General features: G+C 59.3%; 16 protein-coding genes. 2 read left to right on the plus strand and 14 right to left on the minus strand.

Annotation, left to right across the window (positions count from 1 at the left end; genetic code table 11):
- Nucleotides 1-85: 85 nt before the first annotated feature.
- The 3 genes from AC2I9W_RS04440 to lysS form a co-directional block, all read right to left on the minus strand.
- Nucleotides 86-1,144: a GGDEF domain-containing response regulator gene (locus AC2I9W_RS04440; protein WP_486408832.1), complete on the minus strand. Its 1,059-nt coding sequence runs from the start codon at nt 1,142-1,144 to the stop codon at nt 86-88.
- Between the two features lie 121 nt (nt 1,145-1,265).
- The gene (locus tag AC2I9W_RS04445; protein WP_486408833.1) at nt 1,266-2,129 is read right to left on the minus strand and encodes a hypothetical protein; all 864 of its coding nucleotides are present in this window, start codon (nt 2,127-2,129) and stop codon (nt 1,266-1,268) included.
- Between the two features lie 253 nt (nt 2,130-2,382).
- Complete coding sequence (gene lysS / locus AC2I9W_RS04450; RefSeq protein ID WP_486408834.1) at nt 2,383-3,927, minus strand: lysine--tRNA ligase; 1,545 nt, start codon at nt 3,925-3,927, stop codon at nt 2,383-2,385.
- Here lysS and AC2I9W_RS04455 point away from each other — a divergent pair.
- Nucleotides 3,926-4,144 carry a hypothetical protein gene (locus AC2I9W_RS04455; protein WP_486408835.1) on the plus strand — a complete coding sequence of 73 codons (219 nt, stop codon included), beginning with the start codon at nt 3,926-3,928 and terminating at the stop codon, nt 4,142-4,144. The genes lysS and AC2I9W_RS04455 overlap by 2 nt on opposite strands.
- 42 nt (nt 4,145-4,186) lie before the next feature.
- On the opposite strand, the gene AC2I9W_RS04460 is transcribed toward AC2I9W_RS04455, so the two are convergent.
- Nucleotides 4,187-4,825, minus strand: a complete 639-nt coding sequence (locus AC2I9W_RS04460; protein ID WP_486408836.1) for an LON peptidase substrate-binding domain-containing protein — start codon at nt 4,823-4,825, stop codon at nt 4,187-4,189.
- Between the two features lie 60 nt (nt 4,826-4,885).
- Here AC2I9W_RS04460 and AC2I9W_RS04465 point away from each other — a divergent pair, with 60 nt between their 5' ends.
- Nucleotides 4,886-5,455, plus strand: a complete 570-nt coding sequence (locus tag AC2I9W_RS04465) for a YggT family protein (protein WP_486408837.1) — start codon at nt 4,886-4,888, stop codon at nt 5,453-5,455.
- Between the two features lie 671 nt (nt 5,456-6,126).
- Here AC2I9W_RS04465 and accD read toward each other — a convergent pair.
- From accD to leuC, 10 genes are all read right to left on the minus strand, one after another.
- Nucleotides 6,127-7,002 carry an acetyl-CoA carboxylase, carboxyltransferase subunit beta gene (accD, locus tag AC2I9W_RS04470; protein ID WP_486408838.1) on the minus strand — a complete coding sequence of 292 codons (876 nt, stop codon included), beginning with the start codon at nt 7,000-7,002 and terminating at the stop codon, nt 6,127-6,129.
- A gap of 148 nt (nt 7,003-7,150) precedes the next feature.
- Nucleotides 7,151-7,960, minus strand: a complete 810-nt coding sequence (gene trpA, locus AC2I9W_RS04475; protein ID WP_486408839.1) for a tryptophan synthase subunit alpha — start codon at nt 7,958-7,960, stop codon at nt 7,151-7,153.
- Nucleotides 7,957-9,252 (minus strand): tryptophan synthase subunit beta, encoded by a 1,296-nt coding sequence (gene trpB, locus AC2I9W_RS04480; protein ID WP_486408840.1) that lies wholly within the window; start codon nt 9,250-9,252, stop codon nt 7,957-7,959. The genes trpA and trpB overlap by 4 nt, the downstream gene beginning before the upstream one ends.
- Nucleotides 9,177-9,962, minus strand: coding sequence for a phosphoribosylanthranilate isomerase (locus AC2I9W_RS04485; RefSeq protein WP_486408841.1), 786 nt, complete (start codon nt 9,960-9,962; stop codon nt 9,177-9,179). Before AC2I9W_RS04485 ends, trpB begins: the two co-directional genes overlap by 76 nt.
- 42 nt (nt 9,963-10,004) lie before the next feature.
- Nucleotides 10,005-10,835, minus strand: coding sequence for a tRNA pseudouridine(38-40) synthase TruA (truA, locus tag AC2I9W_RS04490; protein WP_486408842.1), 831 nt, complete (start codon nt 10,833-10,835; stop codon nt 10,005-10,007).
- A 37-nt stretch (nt 10,836-10,872) separates the two neighbouring features.
- Nucleotides 10,873-13,779: a motility hub landmark protein FimV gene (locus AC2I9W_RS04495; RefSeq protein WP_486408843.1), complete on the minus strand. Its 2,907-nt coding sequence runs from the start codon at nt 13,777-13,779 to the stop codon at nt 10,873-10,875.
- 369 nt (nt 13,780-14,148) lie between these two features.
- Complete coding sequence (asd, locus tag AC2I9W_RS04500; protein ID WP_486408844.1) at nt 14,149-15,261, minus strand: aspartate-semialdehyde dehydrogenase; 1,113 nt, start codon at nt 15,259-15,261, stop codon at nt 14,149-14,151.
- Between the two features lie 377 nt (nt 15,262-15,638).
- A complete protein-coding gene (gene leuB / locus AC2I9W_RS04505; protein WP_486408845.1) occupies nt 15,639-16,715 on the minus strand; it encodes a 3-isopropylmalate dehydrogenase in 1,077 nt (358 codons plus the stop codon).
- A 304-nt stretch (nt 16,716-17,019) separates the two neighbouring features.
- On the minus strand, nt 17,020-17,676 hold the full coding sequence (leuD, locus tag AC2I9W_RS04510) for a 3-isopropylmalate dehydratase small subunit (protein WP_486408846.1): 657 nt from the start codon (nt 17,674-17,676) through the stop codon (nt 17,020-17,022).
- Nucleotides 17,677-17,708: 32 nt separating this feature from the next.
- On the minus strand, nt 17,709-19,130 hold the full coding sequence (gene leuC / locus AC2I9W_RS04515) for a 3-isopropylmalate dehydratase large subunit (protein WP_486408847.1): 1,422 nt from the start codon (nt 19,128-19,130) through the stop codon (nt 17,709-17,711).
- Between the last annotated feature and the right edge of the window lie 15 nt (nt 19,131-19,145).

Consider the following 19,145-nt stretch of genomic DNA (forward strand, 5'->3'; position numbering starts at 1 on the left):
GGGTTGAGAAAGCCGGGACCAACGGCAGGGTGGCAGCGTGCACGCCCTGAGGGTGAAGGCGTAAGGCGAGGCTGTTTGCATTGGGTCAGAGTTGCCGTTGCTCTATGGTGTCCATCTGCATTTCAAAGCTGAAGAAGCGGTTGCGGCCCTGGGATTTTGCTGCATACAGGGCTTCATCTGCACGCATCAGCATGGATTCGGCACTGGTGTTTTCATCCGGTATGCAGGTTGTGATGCCGCCTGACAGCGTGAGCAGGATCTCATCGGGTGTTCCCGCTGGTCGGATTTTGAGAAATTTCAGCATCTGCCCCAATGCCCGCGCAAAGGTCATGGCCCCCGAGCGAGGCGTGTTGGGAAGAATCAGCGCGAATTCTTCGCCGCCGTAGCGAGCCGCAATATCGCGGGGGCGAACGCAGACTTCGCGCAGCAGTCGGCCCACCTGTTTGAGACACTCATCGCCCTGAACGTGGCCGTAGGTATCGTTGAAGCGCTTGAAATGATCCAGGTCACAGAGCATCAGTGTCAGCGGCTTGCCCTCGCGCTTTGCGGCAGCAATTTCTGCATGCAGCATGCGATCAAGCCCACGGCGGTTGACCAGACCTGTGAGCGCATCCAGCTCCACCATTTCGTTGAGCTTCTGGTTGGCCAGATGGAGTTCTGCAGAAACGGTGACCAGACGGCGGCGCATGTCCAGCAGGCGGCGCATGGCCCGCAGTTTGGCCACCAGTACGATGGGTTTGACGGGCTTGACGAGGTAGTCGTCACCACCCGCCTCGATGCCGCGCCAGACATCCAGGTCATTGTCGAGACCGGACAAAAAGATAATGGGAGTCCACTCACCAGGTTCGGCCTCGCGCAATTGTCGAGCGACCCAGTATCCGTCCTCTCCGGGCAGGCGAATGTCCAGCAATACCAGGTCAGGGCGCTCGCTGCGAAACAGCGCGAGAGCAGTACGACCATTTTCTGCTTCTAGCACCTGGGTGACGCCTGCCTGATGCAGCTCTGTGACCAGGGCCGCACGCATGACGGCCTGATCTTCAACGACAAGAACGGAGAACGGTGCTGTAGAGTCTTGTGAGGAGAAGCGTGCCCCGCTGGGCTCAATGGCTGGCGGGGCTGAAGCGGAAGATGGCAGAGCTGTCATGGGCGCGTAAGAAAAAACGAGGTCATACCAAATCTGTTACTCAGGCCGCTGCTGGGCAATATCTTGTTACTTTATACGCTAGTTTTAAGAAATAAGCTTTTTCAAAGTCCCGCGGCCTGACTCAGGCCAATGAGTATGTGGAATGGGCTTTGCTGGCTTCGTCATGCCAGTGGATGAAAGCCTGGGCCTCAGTGCAGAACAAGCTCGGACCATGCTGCTCAAGAAAGCGGCAAGCGGCGAACTTTTGGGCAGCTGATTCATAGCGATCCACCCACTGTTGACGAGAAACTTGGTGTTCTTTTGGGGTGGGCCAGCGGCGCTCTGAAGTGGAAAGCCCGCTTAGACCCATGCGCCAGGGCTTGCCGCTGACTCGTGCACGAAAGCATTTCTGCTTTTGGCACAACAAAGCGTAGAGCGGGTCTACTTCCAATTGTGTGAACAGGTTCTGCGCTTCAGCAGACTCGGGGTGAAATGCAGCATGGCTGACGATGACGCGCAGCCCCTTCGGGGTCTCGTAGATCCTCAATCCCCAGTCAGGGTGTGCCGCAGCAAAGGCTCTGACCTTTGCCAGAGCTGCTTCTGCTTGAGTCGGCGCTGAGGGAAGGCTGCGTTGTTGCTGGTGGCTAGCAAACCACCTTTGAAGGCCGGACCAGAATATCAGTCCAACGCTTGCAATAACCAGAAGCAATGCCACAAGACCGGGAGACCAAGAGAGCGGTGTTACCCACAACCATGGCAAAGCCGCGGCGAAGAGCAGGGCTGAGATGATGGGGAAGCGGGGGCGCTTTTCTTCCTGTGGGTAGTCAATGTCTGCAATGGCTATCTGCTCGGTATTGAGACAGTGCGCGCCATAGCTATTTCGCGTCAGGACTGCTTGCCCACGGCGCTCCAGAATTTCTTCGCGAATCTGGGTGCTGCCGCCCAGACCGTATTCGCTTTGCCATTCCATGCGTTCAAAGTGCAACTCCTGCTGGCCGTTGAGCACGGCCTCCAAGGCCTGCTGAGCCCTTTGCTCTGCATGAATCTCGGCGTCGCTCTCACTGAGATCAGACCAGCCCCAGCGCTGCACAGAGATACCATGACGTATGCCGCTTTGATGGCGCATACGCTTTTGAGCCCAGTATTGCGGAATCTGCATGCATGGCAGTATAGCCAGCGCTTATGACATAAATGGCAACCAAGAAAAAAGGCATCGTGCGTGAACACGATGCCTTTGAGGTGCAGTGAATGGGCAGAGCTTATTGTTCGCGGCGCAGGGCAGGGAAGAGAATCACGTCGCGGATGCTGGGGCTGTCGGTCAGCAGCATCAGCAGGCGGTCGATACCGATACCGCAGCCGCCGGTGGGGGGCATGCCGTATTCCAGTGCGCGCACAAAGTCGTGGTCAAAGTACATGGCTTCGTCGTCACCGCCGTCTTTGGCTTCCACCTGAGCGTTAAAGCGTGCGGCCTGGTCTTCGGCGTCGTTCAACTCGGAGAAGCCATTGCCGAACTCGCGGCCGGTGATGTACAGCTCAAAGCGCTCGGTCACTTCGGGGCGCTCGTCGTTGGCGCGGGCCAGAGGCGAGATCTCGGTAGGGTGCTCCATGATGAAGGTGGGGTTCCACAGCTTCTCTTCCACCACTTCTTCGAAGTACAGCACCTGCAGGCTGGCCAGCGAACGGGTGGACAGCTTGTCCTTGTCTTCATTCATGCCCAGCTTTTTCAGTGCATTGGTCAGCCAGTCACGGTTGGTCACGTTGTCGCCGGCTTCGGTGTACTTGACGATGGCTTCGGGGATGGTCAGGCGCTCAAAAGGCTTGGCCAAGTCCACAGGCTTGCCACCATAGGTGCACTCCAGCGTACCCACGGCCTTCAAGGCTGCGTCCCGCACCAGCTTTTCGGTGTAGTCCATCAGGTCCTGGTAGTTCCAGTACGTGGCGTAGAACTCCATCATGGTGAACTCAGGGTTGTGGCGTACCGAGATACCTTCGTTGCGGAAGTTGCGATTGATCTCGAACACGCGCTCAAAGCCGCCGACGATCAGGCGCTTCAGGTACAGCTCCGGGGCAATGCGCAGGTACATCTCCTGGTCAAGTGCGTTGTGGTGCGTGACGAAGGGCTTGGCGTTGGCACCGCCGGGGATGGGGTGCAGCATGGGGGTTTCCACTTCCAGGAAACCATTGCTCACCATGAAGTCACGGATGCCTGCCACGGCCTTGGAGCGGGCGACAAAGCGGGCGCGAGCGTCTTCGTTCATCATCAGATCAACGTAGCGCTGACGGATCTTTTGCTCTGGGTCGGCCATGCCATGGAACTTGTCGGGCATGGGGCGCAGGCTCTTGGTGAGCATGCGGATCTTGCTGGCCTTGATCGACAGCTCACCGGTCTTGGTTTTCATCAGTGAGCCTTCGATAGCGATGATGTCGCCCAGGTCCCACTTCTTGAAGTCGGCATACACCTCTTCGCCCACGGCGTCGCGGGTGATGTAGGCCTGAATGCGGCCTGTGGCATCTTGCACCGTGGCAAAGCTGGCCTTGCCCATCACGCGCTTGAGCATCATGCGGCCAGCGACGGACACGGTTAGGCCTTCGGCTTCCAGTGCTTCGGCTTCTTTTTCGCCGTGGGCCTGCACCAGAGGCAGAGCGCGGTCAGCGGGCTTGAAGTCATTGGGGAAGGCGACGCCGCCACTGGCCTTGGCAGACTCGCGCAAGGCTTTGAGTTTTTCGCGGCGCTCGGCGATGAGTTTGTTTTCGTCCTGAGGGGCGGTGTTATCTGCCGCAGAAGAGGTGTTTTGTTCAGTCATGAAAAGAGAGCGCCAGCGGCAAGCGCTGGTTGGAGGCCACAAGGGAATGAGGGGGCAACAAGACTTGCTGCAGCCCGAAACGCATGATTTTAAGTTTTTTGACGAAGCAGCGGTCAATGGGTGGGCAAAGCGCTGGCTTGAACTGCGGTATGGCATTGTCGAATGCCATCACTGGTGCAGTGAAATTATTCCAATTGATATAAAAAAGAAGCTTTAACCCTTTGGTGTTTAAAGGTGCAGGCTGTTTTTGTAGTGTTTTTTACTTTGGGCCGCCTGTGATGCCGCTCTGATCCAGCAGGTCTGAAATCAGCTCAAGCCTCAGCAGCGGGGCATTCAATGTCATCAGTTGCTGCTTGATCTGCAGTGGCAGTGGCAGGATTTCTGCCCAGCGATTGGCAACCCATCCGCAATCGTTGATTTGCTCTGCTGAGGGGAGGCAGGCATGGTCGGAGTCTTGGCCGTACATATTCAGCAGAACCTGCGACAGGGCATGTGCCGTGATGCGCAGGTGTGCGGGGATGCTGATCCGAGTGTCATGGGGCAGCATGTGGACATCGGCAACCCACAAGCCATGCGTCAATTGTCTGCAACATTGAATATGAAAGCGCTGGCTGCCTTTGCACTGCAGATGCAGAAGGCCTGGCTGAGGAGCATCGACATGTGCGATATGGGCCAGTACACCCTCGGAGTGCAGACGCTCTGCCTGAGCGCCGGCTTTGCGTACTTCCTGGCCTGACTGAAGGGCGACGATGCCAAAGGGGGCCTGGGTCTGCTGGCATTTGCGAATCATGTCCAGATAGCGCACCTCAAATACCTGCAGGCTTAGCAGGCCTTCGGGAAACAGCACAGTGTTCAAGGGGAACAGGGGCAGAGAGTGCAGACTTGGAGTATCAGTCATGGTGCACGGCTATCATCCCACGAATAGGCGAGGACCTCGTCACCTTATGAACTGAGTTACATGCTATTTGAAATTGTTTTGTTTCTGCTGGATGTTGTGGTCGGCTTGATCAGCGGAGCCTGCCTGCTGCGCATGTATATGCAGGCGCAGCGCGTGCCATTTGGCAATCCTGTGGGGCAACTGGTGTTTGCGCTGAGCGACTGGGTCGTCATGCCTCTGCGCAAGCTGGTTCCTGCCAAATGGCGTTGGGATACCTCCAGCCTGATTGCAGCGCTGGCTTTGCAGCTGGTGCAGGCTTTGCTGATCTGGTTGCTGTTGGGGGCGAAAGGCAATGTGCTGGCTTTGCCCTGGCTAGCCATCTGTGGGCTGGTCAAGGTGGCTCTGTCTGGAATGATGGGCATTTTGCTGATCTACGCCATTCTGTCCTGGGTTCAGCCTTATTCGCCCATCTATGGTGTGCTGCAGCGCCTGGCGGATCCGTTGGTGGCACCGATTCGCAAACATGTGCCCATGATTGGAAATGTGGACTTTTCGGCGCTGATCGCCCTGATTGGCTTGCAGGTGCTGCTGATGGTGCTCAATTACGTACAGGCGGGTGGATTAGCCATGATTGCCAGCGCAGCCTTTTGATCCAAGGGCCTCAAAGAGTCATCACCTCTGTGCTGCTCCCTTCAGTTTGACCAGATGGCTTTGGCAGAGACTGCAGTGCATGGGGAGCCATTGGTGCAGTTTGCGGCCTAGCCATCCACGAGGCATTGGCTTGAAGAATTCGCTCTTGCATTCCATGCACTCATAGATGAGGGATTGTCCAGACAGGGGGGCTGGACATTTTTAGGCCTTGTTTTTATGTCAGGCGCTGCCTTGAACGGGGTGAGCAGCATGGTCTTGAGGTGCTCAAACTCTGCCTCATCGATGGAGTTGCTTTCGCGAAGCTGCTGGACCTGTCGCAGGCTGGCAATGGTCTGGTGCAAGTCCGCTACGGAAGTCACTGCGGTAATGCTCTGAGGCCTCCTGACAGCATTCGCCGAGGTGGCTTTATGGGCCCTGGTATGAACTGCTTTGCGGATGCCGCTGACGATGGAGGCAACACCCCAGGCAAGGCTGGTAAACAGAAAAATACTATGACGATGCCGCCACCTTTCATTCCGCTCTCCGAAGTGCTGTGAAGCGATGAGGTGACTGTAGAGACCAGCGAAGACAGGATGTGTCAGTCTGTTTGCAAGTGGAAAATTTCAATAAAAAAAGCAGCCAGGGCATATGGTGTCAGCCCTGGCTGCTTTTGTTTTGATAGTGATAGTGATTTATTCCACTGCGTCAGCAGGCAGGCGCTGCAACATGGCCAGAGAGTTGGCGACACGGTCACGCAGTTCGCGACGGTCCACGATCATGTCAACGGCACCCTTGTCCTGCAGGAACTCGGCACGCTGGAAGCCTTCAGGTAGCTTCACTCGCACGGTGGTTTCGATCACGCGGGGGCCGGCAAAGCCGATCAGGGCCTTGGGTTCGGCAATCACGATGTCGCCCACAAAGGCAAAGCCGGCAGACACGCCGCCCATGGTGGGGTCGGTCAGCACGGAGATGTAGGGCAAGCCCTTCTTGGCCAGGCGGGTCAGTGCTGCATTGGTCTTGGCCATTTGCATCAGGCTCAGCAGGCCTTCTTGCATGCGGGCACCACCGGTGGCGGTGAAGCAGACGAAGGGGACTTTTTGCTCGATGGCAGTTTCCACGCCACGCACAAAGCGCTCGCCTACCACTGAGCCCATGGAGCCGCCCATGAAGTCGAACTCAAAGCAGGCCACAACCACGTTGATGCTCTTGACGGAGCCTCCCATGACGATCAGGGCATCGGTCTCACCAGTGTTCTCCAGTGCTTCCTTCAGACGCTCTGGATACTTGCGACTGTCCTTGAACTTCAAGGGGTCGACAGGAATCACTTCCTGGCCGATTTCGTAGCGACCTTCCGCGTCGAGGAAATGGTTCAGACGTGCGCGTGCACCGATGCGATGGTGGTGGCCGCAGGTCGGGCAGACGTTCTGGTTCTTTTCCAGATCGGTCTTGTACAGCACGGTTTCGCAGCTGGGGCACTTGATCCACAGACCTTCGGGAATCTGCTGGTGGCGTTCCGTCGGGTTGGTCTGCTGGATTTTTGCAGGCAGAAGTTTTTCAAGCCAGGACATTGGTTGTTTCCTTTTCAGTTTCCGTTGCTCAGCATTCCACCCAACACATCTAAAGGCTGGGGCAAGGGACAGCGAGCAAGGGCCGCCCCGCAGCAAGGCTGCTGTCCCCCTTCAGGGGGAAGCGGCGTAGCCGCTCAGGGGGATCTAATTATGCGTCGAGTGCCTTACGCACGCCACGCAGAAAGTCTATTGCCAGAGGCACGATCTTTTCATGGGGCTGGTTGTCGAGCAAGTCGATGATGCGGCTGCCGATAATGACAGCGTCGGCGACCTGGCCCACGGCCTGTGCAGTCTGGGCATCACGGATGCCGAAGCCCACTCCGACTGGAACACTCACATGCTGGCGAATGCGGGGCAGCATGGCTTCCACGGCGGAAGTATCCACGGCGGCTGTCCCGGTCACGCCCTTGAGCGAGACATAGTAGACGTAGCCGCTGGCCACGCGGGCCACTTGCTGCATGCGCTCTTCCGTACTGGTGGGGGCCAGCAGGAAGATCAGATCCATGTCGCGGGCCTTGAGCTTGGCGGCGAACTCTTCGCACTCTTCAGGCGGGTAGTCCACGACCAGCATGCCGTCCACGCCGGATTCGGAGGCATGATTGACAAATGCGTCCTCGCCATGGATCTGGTCGTAGCGCTCCACCGGATTGGCGTAGCCCATCAGAACCACGGGCGTGGCTTGATCTTTTTTACGGAACTCAGCCACGTAAGCCAGTACTTGGGCAAGGCCTACGCCATTGGCAATGGCCTTGTCACCCGCACGCTGAATGGTCGGGCCATCTGCCATGGGGTCGGAAAAAGGCACGCCCAACTCGATCACATCAGCCCCTGCTTCCACCATGCCGTGCATGAGGGAGGGGGTGATAGGGGCAAAGGGGAAGCCAGCTGTCACGTAAGGAATCAGAGCGGTGCGGCCTTCTTCCTTGAGTTTGTTGAAAGTGGCGTTGATTCGACTCATAACTTGCTTGCTCCCGCTGCTGCAGCCTTGGCTGTTTCGTGTCCGGGAGCACCTTTGACAGTGAGACCGCGCATAGAAGGGCGGTCGAAATATTCGGCACCCGACAGGTCGGCCACGGTGCCGATGTCCTTGTCGCCACGGCCAGAGAGGCTGACGAGGATCGATTGGTCCTGCCGCATGGTCTTGGCCAGCTTCATGGCATAGGCCACGGCGTGGCTGGATTCAAGTGCGGGGATGATGCCCTCGGCGCGGCACAGATAGTGGAAGGCATCCAGTGCCTCGGTATCGGTAATGCCCACGTACTCAGCGCGTTTGATCTCCTGCAACCAGGCGTGCTCTGGGCCCACGCCGGGGTAGTCCAGCCCCGCGCTGATCGAATGGGTCTCGGTGATTTGGCCGTTTTCATCTTGCAGGATGAAAGTGCGATTGCCGTGCAGCACGCCCGAGCTGCCTTTTTGCAGCGAAGCCGAGTGCTTGCCGGACTCCAGGCCTTCGCCTGCCGCTTCCACACCAAACAGCTTGGTGTTCTCAAACGGGATGTAGGGGTAGAAGATGCCCATGGCATTGCTGCCACCGCCCACGCAGGCGACCACGGCATCGGGTTGCTTCTCGGTGCCCAGAAATTCGGGCATCTGCGTCAGGCACTCATCGCCAATGACTTTCTGGAAGTCGCGCACCATCATGGGATAGGGGTGGGGGCCGGCCACGGTACCGATGATGTAGAAGGTGTTGTCTACGTTGGCTACCCAGTCGCGCATGGCTTCGTTGAGCGCATCCTTGAGGGTCTTGGAGCCGGACTCCACGGGCACCACGGTGGCGCCCAGCAGCTTCATGCGATAGACATTGGGGCTCTGGCGTTTCACGTCCTCGGCACCCATGTAGATGATGCATTCCAGGCCGTAGCGCGCGCAGATGGTGGCCGTGGCCACGCCATGCTGGCCGGCACCGGTCTCGGCAATGATGCGGGGCTTGCCCATGCGCTTGGCGAGCATGGCTTGGCCGATCACGTTGTTGATTTTGTGCGCGCCAGTGTGGTTGAGGTCTTCGCGCTTGAGGTAGATCTGCGCGCCTCCCATCTCACGCGACATGCGGTCTGCGTGATAGACGGGCGAGGGACGGCCCACGTAGTGCGCCAGTTCGGACTGGAATTCTGCGATGAACTCGGGGTCGTTCTGATACTTGGCATAGGCCTCACGCAGCTCGGTGAGGGCGTGGGTCAGGGTTTCACTGGCGAAGCTGCCGCCGTAGCGGCCGAAGTGGCCAAGGGCGTCGGGATACTGGTATTCAAACATGTGTCAGTCTGCAAAATTTGGGCATCTGCTGCGCGCACGGCAGCAATGAAGCAATGAATCTTGTGGGCATCCTTGATGCCTTTGAGGGGCTTGCCGTCGGGGCCTTCGGCCTCAACACCAGAGCTCACGTCAACGGCCAAAGACAGCCCGCGAGGACGTACTTGCAGGATGCCATCGGTCACGTTTGCAGGCGTGAGTCCACCAGACAAAACGAGGTGAGAGGCGACGCTTGCTGGAAGGAGTGACCAATTGAATGCTTTGCCACCGCCACCATAACCATCGACATGAGCGTCGAGCAGGATGGCTTGGGCTTTTGAATAACGTTGGGCATATTCTACGAGGTCGAAGCGGGCCGCATCGTCGCCAAGGGGTATGCGGGCGGCGCGCATCCACGGCTGTACGCCTTGGGTAGCGGCTTCGCAGTCCTCGGGTGATTCATCACCATGAAATTGCACGCAAGCGTTTGGTATACGAGCGCTAGCAGCTATTACATTGCTAGCGATTTCGTTCACAAAGAGCAAAACAGGTGTGACAAAAGGCGGCAGGCGGCGGGCCAGCTCAGCTGCGCGCTCCAGCGTTACGGCCCGCGGGCTCTTGGCGTAGAGCACAAAGCCTATGGCATCGGCTCCGGCTTGAACGGCGGCGTCAACGTCCTGCTCACGAGTCAGGCCGCAGATTTTGATGCGAGTACGGTAGGAAATGGGGACCATGGCAGTTCTCTGATTGTGCTACGACTGTTTGCACTTGAGTGATCAGGGAAGCCAGGCAAACGCAGGAGTGGAGGAGGGTAGGCTCCAGCGTGCGTCGTAGATGGGGCCCAGAAAGTACAGTCCGTCCGGAGAGAAGGTCGGAGCAGCGACGTCGCGTGATCGTGCATCCAGTACCTGCTGCATCCACTCCACAGACTTGGATCCTTGGCCTACATAAATCAGGCAGCCCATGATGTTGCGGATCATGTGATGAAGAAAGGCGCTACCTTCGAACTCGAAGCGCCAATAGCCGCACTCCATCTCTCCATCGCGCATGGGGGCTAGACCTGCCGGTCGGTAACTCACGTCGATGCGATACAGGGTTTTGACAGGGCTTTTGGCCTGGCAGCCTGCGGCTCGAAATGAGGAGAAGTCATGCTCACCCAGCAGCAACTCTGCAGCAGAGCGCATGCGCTGCCCGTCCAGAGGCTGGAACACCCAGCCCACGCGACCGTGCTCTACGCTGGGGCGTACGGGGGACTGCAGCAGCACATAGGCATAACGACGCGCGGTGGCACAGGCGCGGGAATGAAAACCTTGGGGGCCGCTGGGCACCTCGACAGCCCACTGCACGGCAATGTCCTTGGGGAGGAAGGTGTTGGTGCCACGTACCCAGGAGTTGGGCGCACGCTGCAGCTCGGTGTCGAAGTGAACAACTTGCATCAGTCCGTGAACACCGGAGTCGGTGCGGCCAGCACAAATGGTGGACACCTCTTGAGCAGCAAAGCGGCCCAGGGCCGCTTCGAGTTTGTCTTGTACGGTGTGGCCATCGGGCTGACTTTGCCAGCCGCGATAAGCCTGACCGTTGTAGCTGACGCCCAGAGCTATGCGCATGGCATGGCTCCTGGCGCGGAGATTTCACACATCAAATTCAACCAATCTGAGAAAGCAGAGACTGAGCCTTGGCTTTGAGGTCACCACGGGCTTCGGCGATCACTTCTTCAATGAGTGTACGCGCTCCGTCACTATCGCCGATAGCATTGAACTCCTCTGCCAAAGCCAGCTTGGTAGCGATAGGATCTTCGGGCTCAGTGGGGGGGGCGACGGCATCAATTTGCGGTACTGTACCGGAGTTGCCCAGTTCCAGAGACAGGCCGCTCAGGTCAAAAGCTACCTCGGGCTGTGCCTGCTCGGGCGTGAGGGCGGAGATGTTGCGCTCGTGCTCGTCAATGGGCAGCTGCAAGGTCATGGCCTCGGTGCTGTGATCATCGGCTCCTGTTGCTGTGAAGTTCAAAGATGCTGCGTCCTGAGTGTTCTCCTGAGCGGACTGAGGCTGCAGTGGCAGGGTAAAGCTGTCGAGGTCGAACTCAAGCGTATTCAAGGAGGCCTGCTCTGCAGGCGCAGGAGCTGCTACTGGTGCAGGGGCTTGAGAGGCCGTTGTAGGCAGGCTGAACGATGCAAGGTCGTCGAGATCCAGATTCAGGCCATTGTCTGCAGCGTGAGATGCGGGTTTTGCAGGCGCTGTTGCGGGCGTCTCCCACTGAGCCAGTGCTGCGAAGTCCTGTTCGGAGGGCTGTGCAACCGGCTCAGAAGTCACAGGTTTGGCATTGGCTGAAGCCTCGGGAAGACCCAGATCCAGGTTGAAGTCCATGATGGAAGGTTCTGTAGGAGGACCTTCGCGGTTGACGGCTGTTTCGATGGCCTGAGCCGCCGCCAAAGCCGAACCAAAAGCTACTGCGGCACCTGCCCCGCCTTTTAGCGCTGTAGAGGGATCGGTTGGGCTGAAGGCACTGGACGCGGCTGCGCTCTTGGCTTGTGGCGATCCGCCGGGCTGGTAGAGCTGATTTTCCGGATCAAGGATGCGTCCTTGGTCTGCTAGGCGTTGCCACTCGGGTCCCTTGCCTTGAGTGAGGGCGTACAAGTTGCCTGCGACTGCAGCGTAGGCCATGCGGTCATGGCGCTTGGCGTAGATCTCCGCCAGCTTCTGGTGCAGTACCAGGCGGTTGGGGTCAGTGCGCAGGGCTTCCTTGAGAATCTCTTCGGCCTGGAGGTCTCGCCCATAGGCCAAGTAAACATCGGCTTCGGCCAGAGGATCGACATCGCCTGCATCCAACTGGCTGGGAGAGTACTGCATGGACTGGCCGGACATCTGACTGCTGGTGGTCGTGGTATCCACGCGCTGGCCACCGCTGGCGCCAAAGAATGAGTCGGCAGACAGCTGACTGTCGCCCAGTGTGCTATCGGCTTGAGCTGCAGCCGCAGCCTTGCGGCGCTGGGCTACGCGGTAACCGCCATATCCCAGTAACAAAGCCAACAGGGCAGCTCCGGCCAATGGAATGGTGGGGTCCTCCATCAGGCTGTCGATAAAGCTGGGTTCCTCTGGCACAGGGGCGGCGGGCGCTGCAGGCTTGGGAGGGGCAACCGGAGCAGGTGCAGGAGCAGGTGGCTCGACAGGTTCCGGTACAGGTGCTGCCTCACCTGCAGGCTCGGTAGCTGCTTCGAGCTTGCTCAGGTCTGTGCTCACGGCTCCGGGTTCGCTCACTGCTTCTGTGGGGGCGGCAGGCGTTGTGGTTGCTTCCGAACCTGTGGCAGGCACAGCAGCAGTCGCTGTCATAGCGGCTGGAACATTGACACCGGGGGCCGAAGGAGGCGTTGCCGCAGGCACTGCAGCTGTCGCAGCATCGCCTGCTGGCTTGGCTGCAGCGGCAATCTGGCTCAGTTCAGCCATGTTTCGCTTGAGCTCGTCTGCGCGAGCCGACTGTTCTGCTGCCTGCTTTTGCTGCGCCAGCTGCTCATCAGCCACAACTCCCTTGACGGCGCCCTTGGAGAGAGTCAGCTTGTCTGGTGCTGCTGTGCTGGGCTTGCCGTCTTCCACGTGGGCCTGGACCTGTCCGGAAGCACTGCGGGATGCAGCTTCCACAGGTGCGACAGGTGCGACACCCGCGAGCTGGCGGCGAAACTGGTTGAAGTCCTGAGACTGGGCCGCCATGATCTGGCGCGCTTCCTTGGCGGAGGTCGCCTGTGCAGCAGTCCGGTCGGGCAGCTGAATGACAGCGCCGCTGCGCATGCGGTTGACGTTGCCACCGATGAAAGCCTGGGGGTTGCTGCGCAGCATGGCTACCAGCATCTGATCCAGAGATACTCCTGCAGGCTTGTGGGCAGCGGCAATGCGGCCGGCCGTATCGCCCGTCTTGACTCGCAGCTCACCAGGGCTACGGGCCGGAGCCGCTGCACTGTCCGGGGTCTGGCGAGTGCGCTGAGGCTTGGAAGACGCAGTATCGAGGTCGCGATCATTGCGAAGGTCGCGGCCCGGGGCATTGATGGCGGCAATCGTTGGACGAGTGGCCGCAGCAGGGCGAGCAGGAGTGACTGCGGGCGTGGGAGCAGGTGCCGCTTGAGCCGCCGTGGTGGGGGCGGGAGCTGCACGGCGGGATGAAGGAGGGTCCAGCAGCAGGGTGTAGTTGCGCTGCAGCTTGCCCGATGCCCAGTTGGCATCGATCACCAGGTCTACAAAGGGATCGTTAACAGGCTGAAAGCTGCTGAGCTTGAGGATAGTGCTGCCGTTGGCGCGCTTTTGCACTTGCACGCGAACGGAGTTGGCTGTGCCCGTGTACTCCATGCCTTGAGCGCGGAATGCCGCCGGTGAAGCAATGGCTGCTTGCAGACTGTCGGCTTCCGCAGCGCTGAGCTGAGGAATTTCGACCTCGGCGCGCAAGGGCTCTCCCAGAGCCGACTGAACCGTGATGCGGCCCAGTGCCAATGCCCATGCATCGGTGGCCGAAAGGCTTGACAGTGCGAGGGTGGCTGCGGCGAGCGCAGAGAGTTTCCAGCGTTGCATAGGGCTCAAACTTGATTTGTGCAGCCTACAGCCCTTTTGTTTTTGATCGGGTTCGTGGCTGCGGTGCACATGAAAATTGAAAATTCGGCAGGTGACAAAGGTCTTGCTACCCGACTATTACAGCTTGCATTGTCAACGACGCTATTGCCTTGTGAGCAAAAGCCGCCTTGCCAAGGCGCGCAATTGTTGTCGATTGGCAACGAGATGAAACTTAATGTAGCTCACCTGAAACCTGTCTTCGTTCATTCGATTAGACAAACAATTGTCGCCCAGTGCGAGCCTTGGAGATGAAAAAGCGCCAGCCATCGCAAGGATGACTGGCGCTTTGCTGTGCTGGATCAAGCCCTTGGTGGGCTGATGCTGGCTGAATCAGTCAGCCAGCAGAATGCGCAGCATGCGGCGCAGGGGCTCGGCAGCGCCCCATAGCAGTTGGTCACCGATGACGAAGGCCGACAGGTACTCGGGGCCCATGTTCAGCTTGCGCACGCGTCCCACGGCGATGTCCAGGCCACCTGTGGTGGCTGCGGGGGTCAGTTGCTTGACGGTTTCGGCACGGTCGTTGGCCACGAACTTGACCCATGGGTTGCCACCCTTGATCAAGGCTTCGATCTCTTCAAGAGGCAGATCCTTCTTCAGCTTCAGCGTCAGCGCCAAGCTGTGGCAGCGCATGGCGCCGATGCGCACGCACAGGCCATCCACGGGGATGGTGGCTTCAGTGCCGAGGATCTTGTTGACTTCGGCCTGGCCCTTCCACTCTTCCTTGGACTGGCCGTTGGGCAGTTGCACATCGATCCAGGGGATCAGGCCGCCAGCCAAGGGGGCACCGAAAAATTCGGTGGGCACATCTTCGCGGATGGTCGTGGCTACCTTGCGGTCGATATCCAGAATGGCGGAAGCGGGAGTGGCCAGCTCGTCGGCCACGGCAGCATGCACCACGCCCATGCCCTTGAGCAGCTCGCGCATGTGGTTGGCGCCGCCGCCCGATGCGGCTTGATAAGTCATGGAGGAGACCCACTCCACCAGACCTGCCTTGAACAGGCCGCCCAGGCCCATCAGCAAGATGGAGTTGGTGCAGTTGCCGCCGATCCAGTTCTTGCCGCCTGCGGCCAGCTTGGCTTTGATCAGGTCGTCGTTGACGGGGTCCAGCACGATGACGGCGTCATCTTCCATGCGCAGCGACGAAGCTGCGTCGATCCAGTGGCCGGTCCAGCCGGCTGCGCGGATCTTGGGGAAGACTTCCTTGGTGTAGTCGCCTCCCTGGCAGGTGATGATGATGTCGCACTTGGACAGCTCGGCGATGTCGTTGGCATCCTTGAGCTGGGTATGCACCGTGGCCATCGCGGGGGCCTTGCCGCCGGCGTTGGAGGTGGAGAAGAAAACGGGCTCGATCAGGGCAAAGTCGCCCTCGGCCTGCATGCGATCCATCAGCACGGAGCCCACCATGCCACGCCAGCCCACCAAACCAACCAGTTGCTTGCTCATTTGAAATGCCCTTTCAGTTTTGAAAACCGTTGTTTTCGACTGCTTCCTCCGGCTCGTCTGAGCCGGATCAAGGGCGCACGACGAACCGGGCTGGGTCAGCCTGTAATCGTCTTAATAGTGATTGCGCGCACGTCCAGACCGGCAAGCAGTGCAGGTGTGGCGGTTTCAGTGTTGAAGGCTGGTGCGGCAAACATAAGAGCTCCATTCTAGCGACTGGAGAAAAAGCTTGAAGCTTTAAAAGTGATTGAATCAATGGTCAAAACGTCTAAATAAAAGATTTATTTTTGACGTTTTGATTTGTTTGCAGGCAGAAAACTCGCCAAACAAAAAAGCCACCGTTTTGAGGCGGTGGCTTTTGCTTCAGTACTTCATGGCTTTCAGACGCTGGCCAGCGCCTTGACCACGGCATCTCCCATCTGAGCGGTGCTGACCTTGGTCGTGCCTTCGCTGTAGATGTCGGGTGTGCGCAGACCGTCGGCCAGCACCTTTTGCACGGCGGCTTCGATCTTCTGGGCAGCGGCTTCCTGGTTCAGCGAGAAGCGCAGCATCATGGCGGCTGACAGGATGGTGGCCAGCGGGTTGGCAATGCCCTTGCCGGCGATGTCGGGAGCCGAGCCGTGGCTGGGCTCGTACAGACCTTGCTTCTTGTCGTTCAGGCTGGCGCTGGGCAGCATGCCGATGGAGCCGGTCAGCATGGAGGCTTCGTCGGAGAGGATGTCGCCGAACATATTGCCGGTCACCACCACGTCAAAGCGCTTGGGCTCCTTGACCAGCTGCATGGCGGCGTTGTCCACGTACATATGGTCCAGGGCCACGTCGGGGTACTGCTTGGCGACTTCGGTGACCACGTCCTTCCACAGCTGGAAGGTCTCCAGCACGTTGGACTTGTCCACACTGGTCACGCGCTTGTCGCGCTTTTGGGCGGCCTGGAAGGCCACGTGGGCGATGCGCTCGATCTCGGGGCGCGAGTAGCGCATGGTGTCGAAAGCTTCTTCGGCGCCGGGGAAGTGACCGTCCGCAGCCGTGCGGCGGCCGCGTGGCGAGCCAAAGTAGATGTCGCCCGTCAGCTCACGGATGATGAGGATATCGAGGCCCGCCACCAGCTCGGGCTTGAGGCTGGAGGCGTGGGTCAGTTCCTTGTAGCAGATGGCGGGACGGAAGTTGGCGAACAGGCCCATGGCCTTGCGCAGACCCAGAATGGCTTGCTCTGGACGCAGAGGGCGGTCCAGCGTGTCGTACTTCCAGTCGCCCACGGCGCCGAACAGGATGGCGTCGGCTTCCTGAGCCAGCTTCAGCGTGGCAGGAGGCAGAGGGTGGCCAGCGGCTTCGTAGCCCGCGCCGCCTACAGGTGCGGTTTCCATCTCCAGACCCAGGTTCAGGGCTTCCAGCACCTTGACGGCTTCTGCAACGATTTCGGGGCCAATGCCATCACCAGGCAAAACTGCAATCTTCATGATGTTCCTTTGATGAATTTGATAGCTGCTTGCGCTTGATATTCATAGATTTCAGATTGAATACTGTTTGAAATCTAATAAAGAAAAGCGCTAATAGCTCACTTCTTGATAGTTGTACTTGAGGCCAAAGTAACTGACATCCCTCAACTGAGTGAGACGAGCAATGCCAGTGTGGGGCATGGCCTAAGCTCTGGCGCGTCCCAAAAAAAGGGCATCGAGCAAGGGCCGTCCCGCAGCGAAGATGTCGTCCCCCTTCCGATGCAAAGCATCGAGAAAGGGGGAAGCCGCAAAGCGGCTCAGGGGGTTACTTCTGGATCAATGTATGAGCAAGCCAGGGCTTTTGCGCCAGACGCTCGGCTTCAAACGCCTTGATCTTGTCGGCATGGCGCATGGTCAGGCCGATGTCGTCAAAGCCGTTGAGCAGGCAGTACTTGCGGAAGGCGATGACGTCGAAGGCTATCTCTTCACCCTGGGGGCGAACAATGACCTGACGCTCCAGATCAATGGTCAGCTCGTAGCCGGGGGATGCTGCGACGTCGTTGAACAGCTGGTCTATCACGGACTCGGGCAGCACGATGGGCAGCAGGCCGTTCTTGAAGCTGTTGTTGAAGAAGATGTCGGCAAAGCTGGGTGCCAGGATGGCACGGAAGCCGTACTGGTCCAGCGCCCAGGGCGCGTGCTCGCGGCTGGAGCCGCAGCCGAAGTTCTTGCGCGCGATCAGGATGGAGGCACCCTTGTAACGTGGCTGGTTCAGAACGAAGTCGGGGTTGGGCTTGCGGTCGGCTTCGGGAACGCCGGGCTGGCCGGGTTGGTCCAGATAGCGCCATTCGTCAAACAGGTTTGGGCCGAAGCCGGTCTTCTTGATGGACTTGAGGAATTGCTTGGGAATGATGGCGTCGGTATCGACGTTCTCGCGGTCCATGGGGGCCACGAGACCCTTGTGCACGGTGAATTTCTGCATGGTGTGATTCCAGAATCTTGTGTCTTGGCCGCTTAAGCGAACTGGCGAATGTCAACGAAATGACCGTGGATGGCGGCCGCAGCTGCCATGGCGGGGCTCACAAGGTGGGTGCGGCCACCGGCGCCCTGGCGGCCTTCGAAGTTGCGGTTGCTGGTCGATGCGCAGCGCTCGCCGGGCTCCAGGCGGTCGGCATTCATCGCCAAGCACATGGAGCAGCCGGGTTCGCGCCATTCAAAGCCTGCAGCCACAAAGATTTTGTCCAGACCTTCGGCTTCGGCCTGCGCCTTCACCAGACCGGAGCCGGGCACGACCATGGCCAGCTTGATGTTCTTAGCGACCTTTTGGCCCAGGTTCTTGACGACGGCAGCGGCTTCGCGGATGTCTTCGATGCGGCTGTTGGTGCAGGAGCCGATGAACACTTTGTCGACAAAGATGTCGCTCAGAGGCTTGCCGGGTTGCAGATCCATATAGGCCAGCGCGCGCTCGATGGCGCCGCGCTTGTTGGCATCCTTTTCCTTATCGGGATCGGGCACCACGGCGTCCACGCCCAGCACCATTTCGGGCGAGGTGCCCCAGGTGACCTGCGGCACGATGTCGGCCGCATTCAGCTCCACCACGCGGTCGAATTGGGCGTCGGCGTCGGAGTGCAGCGTCTTCCAGTAGGCGACGGCGGCATCCCACTCGGCGCCAGTGGGGGCCAGAGGCCGGCCCTTCACATAGGCAATGGTCTTGTCGTCCACGGCCACCAGGCCGGCGCGTGCGCCACCTTCGATAGCCATGTTGCAGACGGTCATGCGGCCTTCCATGCTCAGGTCGCGAATGGCTTCGCCAGCAAATTCGATGGTGTAACCCGTTCCGCCCGCAGTGCCGATCTTGCCGATGATGGCCAGCACGATGTCCTTGGCGGTGATGCCAGGAGCTACCTTGCCGTTGACCTGCACCAGCATGTTCTTGGCCTTCTTGGCCAGCAGGGTCTGGGTGGCCATCACGTGCTCGACTTCGGAGGTGCCGATGCCGTGCGCCAGTGCGCCGAAAGCCCCGTGGGTGGAGGTGTGGCTGTCGCCGCAGACCACGGTCATGCCGGGCAGGGTGGCGCCTTGCTCTGGGCCCATGACGTGAACAATGCCCTGGCCTTTGTCCATGAAGGGGAAGAAGGCGGCCGAGCCGAACTCGGCGATATTGCTGTTCAGCGTGGTGATCTGCTCCTTGCTGATGGGGTCGGCAATGCCGTCATAGCCGCGCTCCCAGCCGTCGGTGGGGGTGTTGTGGTCGGCAGTCGCCACCACGGAGCTGACGCGCCACAGCTTGCGGCCCGCCATGCGCAGGCCTTCGAAGGCCTGGGGGCTGGTGACTTCGTGCACCAGATGGCGGTCGATGTAGAGGACGGAGGTGCCGTCTTCCTCGGTATGCACGACGTGTTCGTCAAAAATCTTGTCGTAGAGGGTGCGTCCCATGGTGCTTTGCTCTCG

The sequence above is a fragment of the Comamonas sp. FUJ_7 genome (assembly GCF_057369555.1).